This window comes from Roseateles sp. P5_E1 (assembly GCF_054049335.1).
In genome coordinates this window covers 1-16,706 of the sequence record NZ_JBFUMN010000037.1, presented here as the reverse complement: position 1 = coordinate 16,706, position 16,706 = coordinate 1, and the positions used below count along the sequence as shown (strand labels likewise).

14 protein-coding genes and 1 tRNA gene are annotated in these 16,706 nt (G+C 66.5%); 13 read left to right on the top strand and 2 right to left on the bottom strand.

Annotated elements, in window-relative coordinates:
• The first annotated feature begins 9 nt into the window (after positions 1-9).
• The 8 genes from ACXJKJ_RS21925 (at position 10) to ACXJKJ_RS21890 (ending at position 9,627) form a co-directional block, all read left to right on the top strand.
• Entirely contained in the window at positions 10-891 is an 882-nt protein-coding gene (locus ACXJKJ_RS21925) for an alpha/beta fold hydrolase (protein ID WP_056197928.1), read from the top strand.
• On the top strand, positions 888-3,146 hold the full coding sequence (locus ACXJKJ_RS21920; protein ID WP_457392381.1) for a RelA/SpoT family protein: 2,259 nt from the start codon (positions 888-890) through the stop codon (positions 3,144-3,146). The genes ACXJKJ_RS21925 and ACXJKJ_RS21920 overlap by 4 nt, the downstream gene beginning before the upstream one ends.
• A gap of 45 nt (positions 3,147-3,191) precedes the next feature.
• A tRNA-Val gene (locus ACXJKJ_RS21915) sits at positions 3,192-3,268 on the top strand.
• 530 nt (positions 3,269-3,798) lie between these two features.
• Complete coding sequence (locus ACXJKJ_RS21910; RefSeq protein ID WP_457392378.1) at positions 3,799-5,574, top strand: diguanylate cyclase; 1,776 nt, start codon at positions 3,799-3,801, stop codon at positions 5,572-5,574.
• A 516-nt stretch (positions 5,575-6,090) separates the two neighbouring features.
• Entirely contained in the window at positions 6,091-6,621 is a 531-nt protein-coding gene (gene phaR, locus ACXJKJ_RS21905; protein ID WP_082532689.1) for a polyhydroxyalkanoate synthesis repressor PhaR, read from the top strand.
• A gap of 117 nt (positions 6,622-6,738) precedes the next feature.
• The gene (locus tag ACXJKJ_RS21900; RefSeq protein WP_457392375.1) at positions 6,739-6,960 is read left to right on the top strand and encodes a hypothetical protein; all 222 of its coding nucleotides are present in this window, start codon (positions 6,739-6,741) and stop codon (positions 6,958-6,960) included.
• Between the two features lie 91 nt (positions 6,961-7,051).
• On the top strand, positions 7,052-8,440 hold the full coding sequence (gene rimO / locus ACXJKJ_RS21895; protein WP_457392372.1) for a 30S ribosomal protein S12 methylthiotransferase RimO: 1,389 nt from the start codon (positions 7,052-7,054) through the stop codon (positions 8,438-8,440).
• A complete protein-coding gene (locus ACXJKJ_RS21890; protein ID WP_457392369.1) occupies positions 8,440-9,627 on the top strand; it encodes a PLP-dependent transferase in 1,188 nt (395 codons plus the stop codon). Before rimO ends, ACXJKJ_RS21890 begins: the two co-directional genes overlap by 1 nt.
• Before the next feature lie 220 nt (positions 9,628-9,847).
• On the opposite strand, the gene smpB is transcribed toward ACXJKJ_RS21890, so the two are convergent.
• Positions 9,848-10,309: an SsrA-binding protein SmpB gene (gene smpB / locus ACXJKJ_RS21885; protein WP_457326381.1), complete on the bottom strand. Its 462-nt coding sequence runs from the start codon at positions 10,307-10,309 to the stop codon at positions 9,848-9,850.
• A 47-nt stretch (positions 10,310-10,356) separates the two neighbouring features.
• Here smpB and ACXJKJ_RS21880 point away from each other — a divergent pair, with 47 nt between their 5' ends.
• Complete coding sequence (locus ACXJKJ_RS21880) at positions 10,357-10,815, top strand: type II toxin-antitoxin system RatA family toxin (RefSeq protein WP_056197916.1); 459 nt, start codon at positions 10,357-10,359, stop codon at positions 10,813-10,815.
• A complete protein-coding gene (locus tag ACXJKJ_RS21875; protein WP_457392366.1) occupies positions 10,802-11,119 on the top strand; it encodes an RnfH family protein in 318 nt (105 codons plus the stop codon). The genes ACXJKJ_RS21880 and ACXJKJ_RS21875 overlap by 14 nt, the downstream gene beginning before the upstream one ends.
• Before the next feature lie 30 nt (positions 11,120-11,149).
• Here ACXJKJ_RS21875 and ACXJKJ_RS21870 read toward each other — a convergent pair whose 3' ends face one another.
• Positions 11,150-11,662, bottom strand: coding sequence for a DUF4124 domain-containing protein (locus tag ACXJKJ_RS21870; RefSeq protein WP_056197912.1), 513 nt, complete (start codon positions 11,660-11,662; stop codon positions 11,150-11,152).
• Between the two features lie 87 nt (positions 11,663-11,749).
• On the opposite strand from ACXJKJ_RS21870, the gene guaB reads away from it, so the two are divergent.
• The 3 genes from guaB to guaA all read left to right on the top strand — a co-directional run bounded on the left by guaB (position 11,750) and on the right by guaA (position 16,194).
• The gene (gene guaB, locus ACXJKJ_RS21865; RefSeq protein ID WP_457392364.1) at positions 11,750-13,219 is read left to right on the top strand and encodes an IMP dehydrogenase; all 1,470 of its coding nucleotides are present in this window, start codon (positions 11,750-11,752) and stop codon (positions 13,217-13,219) included.
• Positions 13,220-13,367: 148 nt separating this feature from the next.
• Positions 13,368-14,600, top strand: a complete 1,233-nt coding sequence (locus tag ACXJKJ_RS21860; RefSeq protein WP_056197908.1) for a TCR/Tet family MFS transporter — start codon at positions 13,368-13,370, stop codon at positions 14,598-14,600.
• A gap of 7 nt (positions 14,601-14,607) precedes the next feature.
• Entirely contained in the window at positions 14,608-16,194 is a 1,587-nt protein-coding gene (guaA, locus tag ACXJKJ_RS21855) for a glutamine-hydrolyzing GMP synthase (RefSeq protein ID WP_457392361.1), read from the top strand.
• The last annotated feature ends 512 nt before the right edge of the window (positions 16,195-16,706 follow it).

Below are 16,706 nucleotides of genomic sequence, written 5' to 3'. Positions count from 1 at the left end.
GATTGCATCATGACCCAGCCCCAACTGCGCTTCGTCAATTGCCTGGACAGCACCGGCCTGCACCGGATGGCTTATTGGGAGTGGGCCGGCCCGAGCGCCGACGCACCGGTACTGGTCTGCGTGCATGGCCTGTCACGGCAGGGGCGGGACTTCGACGCCCTGGCTCGCGCCGTGAGCGACCGCTATCGCGTCATCTGCCCCGATGTCGTCGGCCGCGGCCGCTCCGACTGGTTGCGCCAGCCCGCTGGCTATCAGATTCCGGGTTATGTCTCCGACATGGTGGCGCTGCTGGCGCGGCTGGATGTCGAGCAGGTCGACTGGGTCGGTACCTCCATGGGTGGCTTGATCGGCCTGGGCCTGGCTTCGCTACCGCGGCCCGACGGGTTGGCGAGCCCGATCCGCCGCCTGGTGCTCAATGACGTCGGCCCGGCCATCCGCATCGAGGCCCTGCAGCGCATCGGCAGCTATCTCGGCAAGGCGATGCGTTTCAAATCGCTGGAAGAGGGCGCGGCCTATCTGCGCAGCATCTCCGAGGGCTTCGGCCCGCACACCGACGAGGAATGGCTGGCCCTGTCCGAGCCACTGTTCCGCCAGGAGGGTGGCGAGTGGAAATCGCATTACGACCCGGCCATCGCGCTGTCCTTCACGGCCGTGACGCCCGAGCTGGTGGCCGCGGGCGAGGCTGCACTCTGGGCGGCCTATGACCAGCTGAGCTGCCCGACGCTCTTGATCCGCGGCGCGGAGTCCGACCTGCTCAGTGCCGAGACGGCGCGCGCCATGACGCAACGCGGCCCGAGCGCTCGCCTGGTCGAGTTGCCCGGCATCGGCCATGCGCCCACGTTGATTCATGCCAACCAGATTGCCGTCGTGAGGGATTTCCTCAGTTCATGAAGACCGGCTTGATGCCCGAGGGCGCCGCGACGGCGCCCATCGTCGCGCTGCTGGATGCGGGCGCCGAACATTCCAATGCCGAGGTCGTTCGCGCCCGCGCTGTTGCCGAGCCGCTGCTGGCCGGCGAGTTGCTGGACACCGGCGAGAACGCGCTGTCGCACGCCGACGGCGTGGCGGCCATCCTGCGCGCCGTGGGCAGCGCACAGGAGCTGCAGGCCGCGGCCTATCTGGTCTATGCGGCTGACTTCCTCAGCAAGCCGGAGGAGGTCGTCGCCAAGGCCTTCGGCGACAGCTATGCCAGCCTCGTCATGCACACGCGCCGCCTCGTGCAGCTGCAGCGCACCACGCGCGACGCCAGGTTGCCGGCCGACAGGAAGCACGACCTGCGCGCCGAGCAGACCGAGCGCGTGCGCAAGATGCTGCTGGCCTTCTCGCGCGACCTGCGCGTCGTGCTGTTGCGCCTGGCCTCACGGCTGCAGACGCTGCGTTGGTACGCCGCCAGCAAGCAGCCTTGCCCGCAGGACCTGGCGGCCGAGTCCCAGGCGGTGTTCGCGCCGCTGGCCAATCGCCTGGGCATCTGGCAGMTSAAGTGGGAGCTGGAGGACCTSGCMTTCCGCTTCCTGCAGCCTCAGGCCTACAAAGCCCTGGCCGGCGCCCTGCATGAGACCCGCGTCGAACGCGAGCAGCGTGTTGAGGCCGCGCGCGCGGCTCTGCAGGCCGACCTCTATGGTCAGGGCATTGCCGCCGAGGTGCAGGGCCGCCCCAAGCACCTCTACAGCATCCACAAGAAGATGCAGGGCAAGGACCTGTCGCTGGACCGCGTCTTCGACCTGCGTGCGCTGCGCGTCGTCGTCGCCAGCGTGGCCGATTGCTATGCCGCGCTGGCCCGGCTGCACGAGGTCTATACGCCGGTGCCCGGCGAGTTCGATGACTACATCGCCAAACCCAAGCCCAACGGCTACCAGTCCCTGCACACCGTCGTGCTCGGGCCCGACGGCCGGGCGATGGAGGTGCAGATCCGCACGCGCGAGATGCATGAGCACGCCGAACACGGCGTTGCCGCCCACTGGGCCTACAAGGAGGCCGGTGCGCGCGGCTATGCCGGTGTCAGCGCGGCTGGCGAGTTCGAGGAGCAGGTGGCTCGAGCCCGCAAGGCCGTGCTCAACCAGCTGCTGGCCTGGGAGCGCGACACCGTGCAGGGCGCCGAGGGCGGCCCGGTGTTCGACGACCGCATCTATGTCTTCACGCCGCAGGCCACCATCGTCGAGCTGGCGGCCGGCGCGACGCCGGTGGACTTCGCCTATGCGGTGCACACCGACCTCGGCCACCGCTGCCGCGGCGCGCGCATCGACGGCCAGATGCTGCCGTTGAACACGCCGCTGCAAAGCGGCCAGACTGTCGAGATCATCGCGACCAAGGAAGGCGGCCCGTCGCTGGACTGGCTCAACCCAGAGCTCGGCTATCTGCAGAGCCCACGCTCGCGCGCCAAGGTGCGTGCGTGGTTCAACGCGCTGCAGCAGGCGCAGACGATTGCCAAGGGCCGCGACCTGGTCGAGAAGCTGCTGCAGCGCGAGGGCAAGACGGCGCTCAAGCTCGACGAGCTGGCTGCGCGCCTGGGCTTCAAGGGTGCGGATGCGCTGTTCGAGGTCGTTGGCAAGGACGAATACTCGCTGCGCAACATCGAGCTGCTGCTGCGACCGCCCGAGCCGGCGGTGGATGAGAACGAACTGCTCGCACAGCGGCACACGCGCAGCGCCAGCAGCAACCGTGGCGGCGTGCTCGTGGTGGGCATCGACTCGCTGCTGACGACGCTGTCGCGCTGCTGCCGGCCCGCGCCGCCCGACGCCATTTCCGGCTTCGTCACGCGCGGCAAGGGCGTGGCCATCCACCGCAGCGATTGCAGCAACCTCGCCGAGATGAAGCGTCGCTCGCCCGAGCGCGTCATCGCGGTGGAGTGGGGCGGTGGTGAAACGGTGGGCAAGGGTGCGCCCGTCTATCCCGTGGACGTGCTCGTCGAGGCCGGTGACCGCCAGGGCCTGCTGCGCGACGTGCTGGAGATCTTCGCCAAGGAGAAGATGAATGTCGTCGCGGTGAACACGCAGTCGATGAAGCCCGGCGCCGTCAAACCCCGCGCGGGCGGCGGCGACACGGCCTGGATGAGCTTCACGCTGGAACTGTCTGATGCATCCAGGTTGGCCAAGGTGCTGCGCGACCTCTGCGCCATCTCTGGTGTGCGCTCGGCACGCCGCAAGTGAGCCTGGACGAGGGCCTAAAAAACCTGCTATAGTGCGCAGCTCTTCAGGCGCGTAGCTCAGTTGGTTAGAGCACCACCTTGACATGGTGGGGGTCGTTGGTTCGAATCCAATCGCGCCTACCAAATATGAAGACTGACCCAGTGGGGTCAGTCCGACGGTAGGTTAAAAATGCCTCAGATCTTCACGGATCTGAGGCATTTTTGCTTTTGAAGTCAACGATTTACCAGTGTCGTGGTGCTTGAGGCAAGCTGTGACGCAGCAGTGCTGAGCCGCGACCACGTCAAATTCCTTCCGGGCCACGCCCTTCAGCATGGCGTCGAGCTGAGGCCGATCCTTGCGACCCTTGGCGCCGCTGTACCTGTCGATACAGGCACGCCGCGGTCGACGTCTGCAGTTTTCCGGCAGTTCGTGATGGATTCTTGTGCGCGCCAGCCCGTGGCGGGAGGATGGCTGACACGCGTTGGCATGCCGGTCCGAAAATTGGTCATGCAGCGGTTGCCGCTGTAGTGGGGTCGGCGTGGCAGTTCTTTGGAATGGGTACTCCGGAACAGGCGGGCCTCGGCGGCGCGCGGGTCCGGCGCGGCTGCGAGTGCGAGCGCTGTGGATGGCGGCGTTTGCTTGGCAAGGACTGGCTTTCGCGCTCACCCCGAGCGTGAGTGCCTTCGACCAGCAAGTACAGGACGTCCAGACATTCGCACCGCGCACCGAGTTCCTTGCCTTCCTGGAGCGCAGCCGTTCGCAGGCCAACGCCAGCGGCGATCCTCTGCTGGAGGTGGCGGCCCTGCTGGAGCAGGGTAGGCAGTTGCGGCATTCGGATGGGGGGCGCGCCAGCGAACTGCTCGATCGAGCGGCCGGCCTTCTGCGGCAACACCGCGACCCGGTGCTCGAGTTCCGCCATCACCTGCTGCGCATCGGCCAGCTCAAGGCCCGGCAGGAGCTGGACAAGGCCGTGCTGGAAGGCATGCGCCTGCTCGCCGAGGCGCGGGCCCGCGGCGACTGGCATGACGAGCTCCGGGTGCTGCTGGTGCTGCAGGAGGACTGGAAGCAGTTCCACGCTCTCGGCCGCTACACGCAGGAGGCCAGGCAGCTGGCCATCCGGCATCCAGCCGACAAGGTCACTTGGTGGGCCCGTGACGAATGGGCGGACCGGCTCCGCTCGGCCGGCAAGCTGGACGAAGCGGAGCGGGAGCTGCTGGCCGTGCTGCAGGAGCAGGAGGCAGTGGACGACGGCGTGGAGCAGCTCAGGACGCTGGTGCTGCTGAACGATATGTACCGGGCAACCGGCGAGTGGCATAAGCTCCGCCCGCTGGGACCACGGGCGCAGGAGATCGCCCGCAAGTTGGGGCGCACGCCCTACATGCTGGTGAACTTCCTGTGCAACCAGTCGGACGCCTTGCTGAAGGCCGGGCTGCCGGCGGCGGCGCTGGAGATGGCCGACGCCGCGATCGTCGCGGCCCGGGGCGACGCTGACACGACGCGCGTCGCCAGGTTCAACCGGGGCAAGGCACTCAACCGTCTGAGCAGGCACGCTGAGGGCCTGRCCATCTTGGAGGCCGAAGCCCAGGGCAGCGACCGTTGGGAAATGCTGGACGAGGTGGCCGAGGAGTACGCCTTCGCGCGCCGCCACGACGAGGCCTATGGTGCGCTTGTGGAGCACCTGCAGGGCCTGCGCAAGAGGCTGGACGAATCGCACAGGGCCGGGCTGACGCTGGACCAGGCCCTGGTGGAAGCCGAGCGTGAGCGCACCCAGCGCCAGGCCAGCGAGCGCCAGACGCAGCGGACCGTCGTTGCGGCCGTGATCCTGGCCGCGCTCGCCTGCAGCGCTGCGGCACTGTTGGTGGTGAGGGCGACACGCCGGCATGCGAGAACCCTGGCAGCCGTGAACCGCCAGCTCCAGGACATGGCGGTCACCGATCCGCTGACGGGCCTGCGCAACCGCCGGCACTTCATGGCCCAGGTGGATTCGCACGTGGCTGCCGCGGATCGCTCCCATGCGGGCCGCGGGACGGTCGCGGCCGAGCCGGTGGACCTGCTCTTCTACCTGATTGACCTCGACCACTTCAAGCGTGTCAACGACAGCTTCGGCCACCCTGCCGGGGACGCCGTGCTGCGGCAGGCGGCGGAGCGCCTAAAGGGTGTGTTGCGAGGGGAGGACGAGCTCATCCGCTGGGGCGGCGAAGAGTTCCTGCTCATGACGCGGGGAACGCCCCGCGGGCATGCGGCGCAGCTGGCCGAAAGGCTGCGCAAAGCCATTGACGGGAGCCCGGTCGGGCTGCCGGACGGGCAACCTCTGAAGATCTCATGCAGTATCGGCTTCGCCCCATATCCTCTCGTCCCCGGCGCGCAGCACGGCGGCTCCTGGGAGCGATCGGTGGAGCTCGCCGACGAGGCGCTCTACCAAGCCAAGGCTCGTGGACGCAACGGCTAGTTCGGCGTCGGGGCGCCGACCGCGGCTGGCGCAGGCGCCCAGCCCACTGAAGGCAGCCTGCAGGAAGCGATTGCCTGCGGCTCAGTGGTGCCGCTGCACAGTTGACGCTCGCTGGGCGCCAGCGCTGGATAGGTGATTCGCATGGCCATCCTGCTTCCCCAGCCCAGAAACGTGCGAAAAATGGGGTGTGGTTTAGGAAGCGGGTCGGGACGTATAAGGGAAATTTCTCCTGTGAAATCAATGTCCTAGCATGTCCCGTAGCCCCATTTCCTCACCTTGCCACGGTGGGTTGGTTCGAATCCCAATCGCGCCTATCAAATTTTGAAGATTGGAAGCCCCCGAATCGAAAGGTTCGGGGGGCTTTTCTTTGCCCACGCGCTGGCACGCCTGCGCCCAATTGCGGCGTTTGGTGAGTTTCCTTGGCGGACAGCTCGGTTCACCAGCCCCAGGTAAACCCGTTCGGAACGGCGGTCAGGCTCTGCCTAGAATTTGCTGCACTGCACAGGAGACCCACGCATGGCGACTGCCCGCAAGAAAGCGGCATCCGAGCAAGCCCAGTCCGGCGACACCAAGCCCGGGCTGCGCATCCTCAAGAAATACCCCAACCGGCGCCTCTACGACACGCAGACCAGCAGCTACATCACGCTGGCCGACGTCAAGCGCATGGTGCTGGAAGGTGTCGAGTTCGAGGTGCATGACGCCAAGACCCAGGAAGACCTGACGCGTTCCATCCTGCTGCAGATCATCCTGGAGGAGGAGACTGGCGGCGTGCCGATGTTCTCGACCAGCTCGCTGGCCCAGATCATTCGCTTCTACGGCCATGCCATGCAGGGCGTCATGGGCGGCCTGCTGGAGCGGCAGATGCAGGCCTTCACCGACCTGCAGTCGCGCTTTACGGAGCAGACGCCCGGCGGCATGCCCTTCACCCCCGAGGCCTGGACCGGCCTGATGGGCGGCTATGCCGAGCAGTCCAAGACGCTGATGAACCAGTGGCAGGAGCAGCTCAAGCAGGCGGGAGTGATGTTCCCGTTCACGCCCAAGAAATAGGCTGTCGGCCGCAGTGGCGGCTCGCTCGGCCACGTAACGCGCGTGAGGGCAGGTAAGCGTGCCTTGACCAGGCGGGTGCCGCCCGCAACTGTGCTGTTCCTATGTCGAGGAGCGAGCATGACTGACAAAGAGCACCAGCGGCGCATCTACGTTCCGCAGGGTCACCAGCTGAGGGCGACGGGTGCCGAATCGGTCCAGCGTGATGGCGTGGAGACCCGCATCTCCTATTTCGAAGTGGTCGATCCTGAGGGGGTGCGGGTCGGCAGCTATGTCGTTCGCGAGGCGCAGTCCATCAATCCCCCATTTGCAGCCTCCGTCACGGTGGAAACTGTCGAATAGCGGCCTGCCTTTCCAGTGAAGTTCGGTCGTTTCGGACAGCTGCATGGCCGCTGGAAAGCCGCCGGTTCGTCACATCGCCGAAAATAGGGCGATGAATGAACAGATCACCCCCGCCGCCATTCCGAAGATTGGCTTCGTCAGCCTCGGCTGCCCGAAGGCTTTGACCGATTCCGAGCTCATCCTCACCCAGCTGCGCGCCGAGGGCTACGAAACCTCCAAGACCTTTGCCGGCGCCGACCTTGTGATCGTCAACACCTGCGGCTTCATCGACGACGCCGTCAAGGAAAGCCTGGACACCATCGGCGAGGCCCTGGCCAAGAACGGCAAGGTCATCGTCACCGGCTGCCTGGGCGCCAAGGCCGGCGCGGCCAGCACGGATGCCGGCAGCCTGGTGCGCGAGATCCACCCCAGCGTGCTGGCCGTCACCGGCCCGCATGCGACCCAGGAGGTCATGGACGCGGTGCACACCCATGTGCCCAAGCCCCACGACCCCTTCGTCGACCTGGTGCCCAGCTACGGCGTCAAGCTGACGCCCAAGCACTACGCCTACTTGAAGATCAGCGAAGGCTGCAACCACCGCTGTTCCTTCTGCATCATCCCCAGCATGCGCGGCGACCTGGTGTCGCGCCCCATCGGCGACGTGCTGAACGAGGCCCGCGCGCTGTTCGAGAGCGGCGTCAAGGAACTGCTCGTCATCAGCCAGGACACGTCGGCCTATGGCGTGGACGTGAAGTACCGCATGGGCTTCTGGGACGGCAAGCCGGTCAAGACCCGCATGCTGGATCTCGTCGCCCAGCTCGGCGAGATCGCCAAGCCCTATGGCGCCTGGGTGCGCCTGCATTACGTCTACCCGTATCCGCACGTGGATGAGGTGCTGCCGATGATGGCCGAAGGCCTGGTGCTGCCTTATCTTGACGTGCCCTTCCAGCATTCCCACCCCGACGTGCTCAAGCGCATGAAGCGCCCGGCCAACGGCGAGAAGAACATGGAGCGCATCCTGCGCTGGCGCGAGGCCTGCCCCGAGCTGGTCATCCGCTCGACCTTCATCGCCGGCTTCCCCGGCGAGACCGAGGCCGAGTTCCAGCATCTGCTGGACTTCATGCAGGAAGCCAGGATCGACCGCGCGGGCTGCTTTGCCTATTCGCCGGTCGAGGGCGCCAGCGCCAACGAGATCCCCGGTGCGCTGCCCAAAGAGGTGCGTGAGGAGCGCCGTGCGCGCTTCATGGCCGTGGCCGAACAGGTCTCGGCCGCCAAGCTGCAAAGCCGTGTCGGCCAGACGCTGCAGGTGCTCGTCGACTCCGCGCCGGCCCTGGGCCGCAAGGGCGGGGTGGGGCGCTCCTACGCCGACGCGCCCGAGATCGACGGCACCGTGAAGATCCTGCCGCCCGAGAAGGCCAGCAAGACGATGAAGGTGGGCGACTTCGTGCGCGCCCGCGTCGTCGCGGCGGATGGGCACGACCTCGTGGCAAGCCTGGTCTGATGAGCAAGAGAGCAGCAAGCACCGAGCTGATCCACCACCCTTACCGCGCCCCCGAAGGCTGGGATGCGGTGCCCGTGCCCGTGGCCAAGGCCTCGACCGTGCTCTTCAAGAACACGGCCGACCTGCACAAGCCGCGGCCGCGCGATGGCCTGACCTATCGCTACGGCCTGCATGGCACGCCGACGAGCTACACGCTGGCCGCGCGCATTGCCACGCTCGAGCATGCCGAGCATTGCCTGCTCGTGCCCAGCGGGCTGGCGGCCGTGACGCTGCCGTCCCTGGCCGTGCTGCGCCCGGGCGACGAGGTGCTGGTGCCGGACAACGTCTATGGCCAGAACCGCTACCTGACCGAGTCCTGGCTGCCGCAGTGGGGTGTCAGGCATCGCTTCTACGACCCGCTGACGGTGCCGGTGCTGCACGACAACACGAGGCTGGTCTGGCTGGAGGCCGCGGGCTCCATCACGCTGGAGTTCCCCGACCTGCTGGGCACGCTGGCCGCCTGCCGTGCGCGGGGCATCACCACGGCGCTGGACAACACCTGGGGCGCCGGCCTGGCCTTCAACGGCTTCGAGCCGGCACCCCAGACCCACCCGGGCCTTGGTGCCGACATCGTCATGCAGGCGCTGACCAAATATGCCAGTGGCGGTGCCGACGTGCTGATGGGGTCGGTCTGCACGCGCGACCGCAAGCTGCACGACCGGCTCAACCACGCCCACGAGCATCTGGGCTATGGCCTGGGGCAGAACGACGTGGAGCTTGTGCTGCGTGGCCTGCCGACGATGCCGCTGCGCTATGCGGCCCAGGACCGTATGGCACGCGAGCTCGCGAGCTGGATGGCCGGTCGGCCCGAAGTGGCGCAGGTTTTCCACCCCGCACTGCCTGGCTCGCCGGGCCATGAGAACTGGCTTGCGGTTGGTGGGGCGGGCGCGGCCTGCCTGTTCTCGGTCGTCTTCAAGCCGGACTACTCAGCGGCGCAGGTGGATGCCTTCGTCGACGCGCTGCAGCTGTTCGGCATTGGCTATTCCTGGGCCGGTCCGATGAGCCTGGCCGTGCCCTACGACATGAGCCGCAGCCGCGACTTGCCGCTGCCCTTTAGCGGCGGTACGTTGGTTCGCTTTGCGATTGGCTTGGAAGATGGGGCCGACCTGAAGGCCGACATCGAACAGGCGCTGTCAGCTCTTGTTTGAGACCTTGTGCCTCATCAATTGGCCCTTTTGGCGAAAGAGCCAACGAGCCGCTGGGGCGCCTCGTCAGTCCTTGCGGCCTGTTGATGCGTGCCGCATCAACTGTCCCTTTTGGCGAAAGGTCCAATGAGCCGCTGCGCGTCTCAGGCCTTGCGGCCTGTTGATGCGTGCCGCATCAACTGTCCCTTTTGGCGAAAGGTCCAATGAGCCGCTACGCGACTCATCAGTCCTTACGGCCTGTTGATGCGTGTCGCATCAATTGGCCCTTTTCTCTCTCCCAGTCCCGCTTCTTCTCCGTCTCGCGCTTGTCATGCTGGGCCTTGCCCTTGGCCAGCGCAATGTCGGCCTTCACGCGGCCGCCCTTGTAATGCAGGTTCAGCGGCACGAGGGTGAAGCCGCGCTGCTCGATCTTGCCGACCAGCCGCTTGATCTCGGCCTTGTGCATCAACAGCTTCTTGGTGCGGTCGGCCTCGGGCGTGACGTGGGTTGACGCGCTGCGCAGCGCATTGATGCGGCAGCCGATCAGGAACAGCTCACCGTTCTTGATCATCACGTAGCCATCGGTCAGCTGGACCTGGCCGGCGCGGATGGCCTTGATCTCCCAGCCGGAGAGAACGACGCCCGCCTCGAACTGTTCTTCGATGTGGTAGTCGTAACGGGCGCGGCGGTTCTCGGCAATGGACATGGGGTCGCAAATGGGGGCGAAGCCCCTCAATACAATTTGTGGATTCTATGAAGCAGGTCAAAAAGTCCGTTCTGCTCTGGTACACACCCCGCGAGATGTACGAGCTGGTCACCGCGGTGGAGCGCTATCCCGAGTTCCTGCCCTGGTGCAACAAGGTCGAGGTGCTGGGCCGTGAGGCCGACACCGTCACGGCCCGCCTGCACCTGGCGTACGCTGGCGTGCGCCACGCCTTCACCACGCGCAACCACAACGAGGACGGCCGCAGGGTGCGCATGGAGCTGGTCGACGGCCCCTTCTCGCATCTGGACGGGCTGTGGCAGTTCCAGCCCTTGAACAAGCCCGGCACGGATGCCGAAGCCACGGCCTGCAAGATCGCCTTCGAGCTCAGCTATGCCTTCAGCAGCGGCGCGCTGGAGGCTGTCGTCAGCCCGGTGTTCGACCGCATCGCCAACACCTTCGTCGACAGCTTCGTGCAGCGTGCCGAGAGTCAATATGGTCCGCGTTGAGCTGGTGTGGAGCCCGCGGGCGGGTGATGTTCAGCACCGCTGGCTGGAGGTGGAGGAGGGCGCCACCGTCGACACCGCCTTGCGCGCTTGCGTCGATTTCATGGCCGCCCAGAGCCAGCCTCTGGATCAATTGCACGTCGGCATCTGGGGCCGTGCGCGGCCGCTGACGACGCCGCTGCGCGAGCGTGATCGCATCGAGGTCTACCGCCCACTGACCGTCGACCCCAAGGAGGCTCGGCGTTTGCGCTATGCCAAGCGTGGCGAGCGCATCGTGTCGCGACATCGGCCCAAACACGCGGGCTGAGGCAACGGCTGGACGCGTTGGCTCAGCGGGTCACTTGCACTCGCTGGTGATGGTGTCGCGCGCGCGGCTGACCTCGGCGGAGATCTGGGCCTCGTCCATGAAGACGCGCTCGCCCTTCTCGTTGGTGCGGGTCAGGCGCGTGCCGCTCTGCAAATCGCGCAGATTGGCCTGGGCGCGGGCGCAGTTCTCGCGGCGCTGCGCGGCGACGCGGCGTTCCTCTTCCTTCTGCTTGGCGGTCTCGCCATCCTGGTCCTTCTTCTGGCGTGCAGCGGCCTCCTGCTCGGCCTTGGTCGGCGCGCTGGCGGGCGGCCTGGGCGCGGAAGCGGCGCTGGCCTGAGTGCTGGGCGGCGCGACGACGATGGTCGGCTTCGCCACATAGGGGCGAAGCAGGATGTCCTTGTCCGGTGTGCCGGGCGGCGGCGGCATGTCGCTGTACTGCACATTGCCCTTGGCATCGCGCCACTTCCACTGGGCCTGAGCGGCGCCGGCTGCAGCGAGGCAGAGCAGGACGAGAAGAGCTTGGCGAAAGGCTTTGCGAGGCATGCGGCCAGTTTAGGGCCTGTTGACGCAGAGGCAACGGCCCCTGCGTGACCCTCCGTATAATGCCGCTTTGCGTCTGGAGCTTTCCTCATGCGCCTTCTCGGCAAAGCGCTCACCTTCGACGATGTTCTGTTGGTGCCAGCGTTCTCCCAGGTGTTGCCCCGTGACACCAGCCTTGCGACCCGCCTGTCGCGCAACATTCCCCTGAACCTGCCGCTGGTGTCCGCCGCCATGGACACCGTGACCGAAGCTCGCCTGGCGATCGCGATCGCGCAGGAGGGGGGCATCGGCATCGTGCACAAGAATCTCAGCGCCGAATCCCAGGCGCGCGAAGTCGCCCGGGTCAAGCGCTATGAGAGCGGCGTCGTTCGCGAGCCTCTCACCATCGGCCCGAACGCCACGGTCCGCGAGGCGATGGAGCTGACTCGCCAGCACGGCTTCTCGGGTTTCCCGGTCGTTGAGGGCAAGCGCGTCATCGGCATCGTCACCGGCCGCGACCTGCGCTTCGAGACCCGCATGGACGCCCGCGTCAGCGAGATCATGACGCCGGCCGAGAAGCTCATCACCGTCAAGGACGGCGCGTCCACCGACGAGGCCAAGGCGCTGATGCACAAGCACAAGCTGGAGCGCGTCGTTGTCGTCAACGACGCCTTCGAGCTGCGCGGCCTGATGACCACCAAGGACATCACCAAGCAGACCAGCTTTCCCAACGCCGCGCGCGATGCCCAGGGCAAGCTGCGCGTCGGCGCGGCAGTCGGCTTCGGCGACGACACCGAGCAACGCGTCGAACTGCTGGTGCGTGCCGGCGTCGATGCCCTCATCGTCGACACGGCCCACGGCCACAGTGCCGGCGTGCTGGAGCGGGTGCGCTGGGTCAAGAGCAACTATCCGAACGTCGACGTCATCGGCGGCAACATCGCAACCGGCGCCGCAGCGCTGGCGCTGGTGGAAGCCGGCGCCGACGGCGTCAAGGTCGGTATCGGCCCCGGCTCCATCTGCACGACCCGCATCGTTGCGGGTGTCGGCGTGCCGCAGATCACCGCSATCGACAACGTCGTCACGGCGCTCAAGGGCACCGGCGTGCCCGTCATCGCCGACGGCGGCGTGCGCTACTCCGGCGACCTGGCCAAGGCCATCGCTGCGGGCGCCGACTGCGTGATGATGGGCGGTGCCTTCGCCGGCACCGAGGAGGCGCCCGGCGAGGTCATCCTCTACCAGGGCCGCACCTTCAAGAGCTACCGCGGCATGGGCTCGMTGGSCGCGATGGCCAAGGGCAGTGCGGATCGCTACTTTCAGGACACCTCGGCCAACAACCCGAACACGTCCAAGCTCGTGCCGGAAGGCATCGAAGGCCAGGTACCCTACAAGGGCTCGGTCGTGCAGGTCATCTTCCAGATGGCCGGTGGCCTGAAGGCGTCGATGCACTACTGCGGCTGCGGCTCCATCGCTGACATGCAGGACAAGGCCGAGTTCGTCGAGATCACGACGGCGGGCATGCGCGAGAGCCAYGTCCACGACGTGCAGATCACGAAGGAAGCACCGAACTACCGCAGCGAGTGACTGTGGCCCCCGGTTTGACCGTTGACGGTCAAACCGCCCCCCGCGGGGGCGCAAATCGTTCTAGGGGCGGCCCGTCGAACGCTTTGCTGCTGCCGACCGAGACAACGGGGCGAACGAGAGTCGCCCCGTTGCGCTTTTCAGGAAGACGATGAGTTCCTCCACGCAACGCACCCCGGCCATGGGTTTCATCATGGCCGCGGTGCTGATCGACATGATCTCCATCGGGCTGATGGTGCCGGTGCTGCCGCATATCGTCGGCACCTTCACCCACAGCAACGACGAGCAGACCTCGGCCTTCCTGATGGTGACCATGGCCTTCGGCGTGGCCAACTTCATCGGCTCACCCGTGCTTGGCTCGCTGTCGGACCGCTTCGGCCGCCGGCCGGTGCTGCTGATCGGCTTCGCGGGCCTGGCGCTGAGCTTTTTCGTGACCGCCGTGGCCACCGCGCTGTGGATGCTCGTTGCCGTGCGCCTGTTCTCAGGCGCCATGCAGGCCAATATCGCCATCGCCAACGCCTATGTGGCCGACATCACGCCGGCCGAAGACCGAGCGCGCCGCTTCGGCCAGCTGGGCGCGATGTTCGGCGTCGGCTTCATCCTCGGCCCCGTCATCGGTGGCTGGCTGGGCCATTACGACGTGCACTGGCCCTTCCTCGCCGCCGGCTGCATGGCCGTGGTGAACTGGTGCTACGGCTTCTTCGTGCTGCCCGAGTCCCTACCCGTTGACAGGCGCACGGGCTTCAACTGGAAGAAGGCCAACCCGGTGTCGTCCCTGCGCGGCCTGGCGGCGCTGAAGGGCGTCGGGTCGCTGGTCGTCGTCATCGCGCTGGCGTCGCTGGCGCAGTTCATGTTGCACATGACTTGGGTGCTCTACACCAAGTTCAAGTTCGGCTGGGGGCCGCTCGAGGTGAGCTGGTCCCTGTTCGCGGTAGGCATCGTGTCGGTGCTGAGCCAGGGCGTGCTGCTCAAGCCGCTGCTGGCGCGCTTCAGCCCGCGGCGGTTGGCACTCATCGGCATGGGCTCTGCATCGCTGGCCTATCTCGGCTTCGGCCTCGCGACCGAGGGCTGGATGATGTACGCCGTCATCGCCTTCAACCTGCTCGGCGGCGTCGCGACCGCGGCGGTGCAGAGCATCATTTCCAATGCGGCTGGGCCGACCCGGCAAGGCCAGGCCATGGGTGCCGTGTCGTCGCTGAACAGCCTGATGGCCGTCATCGCGCCCGTCGTCGGCCTGACCTTGCTGGGCTGGGTGTCACACCGCCCGGCCACCGACCCGCTGATGGGCCTGCCCTTCTACACCTGCGCCGCCCTGCAACTGATCGGCCTGATCGTCGCCTACCGCTTCTTCCACGGCCAGCGCACCGCTTTGCAAACCGCCTGAGTTCACCATGCAACACGACAAAGTCCTCATCCTCGACTTCGGCTCCCAGGTCACCCAGCTCATCGCCCGCCGCGTGCGCGAAGCGGCGGTGTATTGCGAGATCCACCCGAACGACGTGTCCGACGACTTCATCAAGTCGTTCGCACCCAAGGCCATCATCCTCAGCGGCAGCCACGCCTCCACCTACGAAGACCACGAGCTGCGCGCGCCGCAGGCCGTGTGGGACGCCGGCGTGCCGGTGCTCGGCATCTGCTACGGCATGTTCACGATGACGGTCCAGCTCGGCGGTGAAGTCGAAGCCGCCGATCACCGCGAGTTCGGCTATGCCGAGGTGCGGGCGCACGGCCACACCAAGCTGCTGGAAGGCATCCAGGACTTCGAGACACCCGAGAAGCACGGCATGCTCAAGGTCTGGATGAGCCACGGCGACAAGGTCACCGTGATGCCGCCGGGTTTCAAGCTGATGGCGTCCACGCCCAGCTGCCCGATCGCCGGCATGGCCAATGAGGAGAAGCGCTACTACGCCGTCCAATTCCACCCCGAGGTCACGCACACCGTGCAGGGCGACGCGCTGCTGCGCCGCTTCGTGCGCGACATCGCCGGCTGCAAGGGAGACTGGCAGATGGGCAGCTACATCGACGAGGCCGTTGCGAAGATCCGCGAGCAGGTCGGTGACGAGAAGGTCATCCTCGGCTTGTCCGGCGGTGTCGATTCGAGCGTGGCCGCCGCGCTGATCCACCGCGCCATTGGCGACCAGCTGACCTGCGTCTTCGTCGACCACGGCCTGCTGCGCCTGAACGAGGGCGACATGGTCATGGACATGTTCGTCGGCAAGCTGCACGCCAAGGTCATCCGCGTCGATGCCAGCGAAGCCTTCCTCGGCAAGCTGGCCGGCGTGACCGACCCCGAGCGCAAGCGCAAGATCATCGGCGCCGAGTTCGTCGAGGTCTTCCAGGCCGAAGCCGGCAAGCTGAAGAACGCCAAGTGGCTGGCCCAGGGCACCATCTACCCCGACGTTGTCGAGAGTGGTGGCACCAAGACCAAGAAGGCCACGACGATCAAGAGCCACCACAACGTCGGCGGCCTGCCCGAGACGCTGGGGCTGAAGCTGCTGGAGCCGCTGCGCGAGCTGTTCAAGGATGAAGTGCGGGCGTTGGGCGTGGCCCTGGGCCTGCCGGCCGACATGGTCTATCGCCACCCCTTCCCGGGCCCGGGCCTGGGCGTGCGCATCCTGGGCGAGATCAGGAAGGATTTCGCCGACCTGCTGCGCCGCGCCGATGCCATCTTCATCGAGGAGCTGCGCAACACCATCGACCCGGCCACGGGCAAGAGCTGGTACGCGCTGACCAGCCAGGCCTTTGCCGTGTTCCTGCCGGTCAAGAGCGTGGGCGTGATGGGTGACGGTCGCACCTACGACTACGTCGTGGCCCTGCGCGCCGTGCAGACCAGCGACTTCATGACCGCCGACTGGGCCGAGCTGCCTTATGCGCTGCTCAAGCGCACCAGCGGCCGCATCATCAACGAGGTGCGCGGCATCAACCGCGTGACCTACGACGTCAGCTCCAAGCCGCCCGCGACGATCGAGTGGGAGTGAGGTTGTTTTGCAAGTCGTTGATTTAAAACAAATAATTAACGACTGACGACATCTCTATCCGCATCATCAATGGCGTTGTTGCTGGTATTTTTCCTGGCATGCTGCTCGTGAGCCGTTCGTGCCACGGGAGGGTAGATGTTTCTATTCATGGTATCGGCGCGGCGCATGGCTGGTGCTGGCGACGTCGACTACGCATACGCTGGGGGAGTGCTTGCGTCGCCCGTGGCGGTGGGTCAAGCTCTTGCGGGGTGGAAGCGTCATTGGGGCAGCTTGAGGCTGGCTGCGGCCGCTCGTATTCCAGCGGCTGCGCGGCAGCAATGTGCCCATAGCGGTCGACCGGTTAGCGGAGTAATCGGCCCGCCTCGCCCGCAAATCGTCCGGAAGAAACACCTGGCGTAGTGCGCTGCATCGTGGCACGGTGGAACGTGGCGCCGGGGAAGACCGAAGCAGCAATGGTGCACATTGCCCGCGGGTTAGCGTGGTCATGGGCTGCGTCATCGACATTGGTGAAT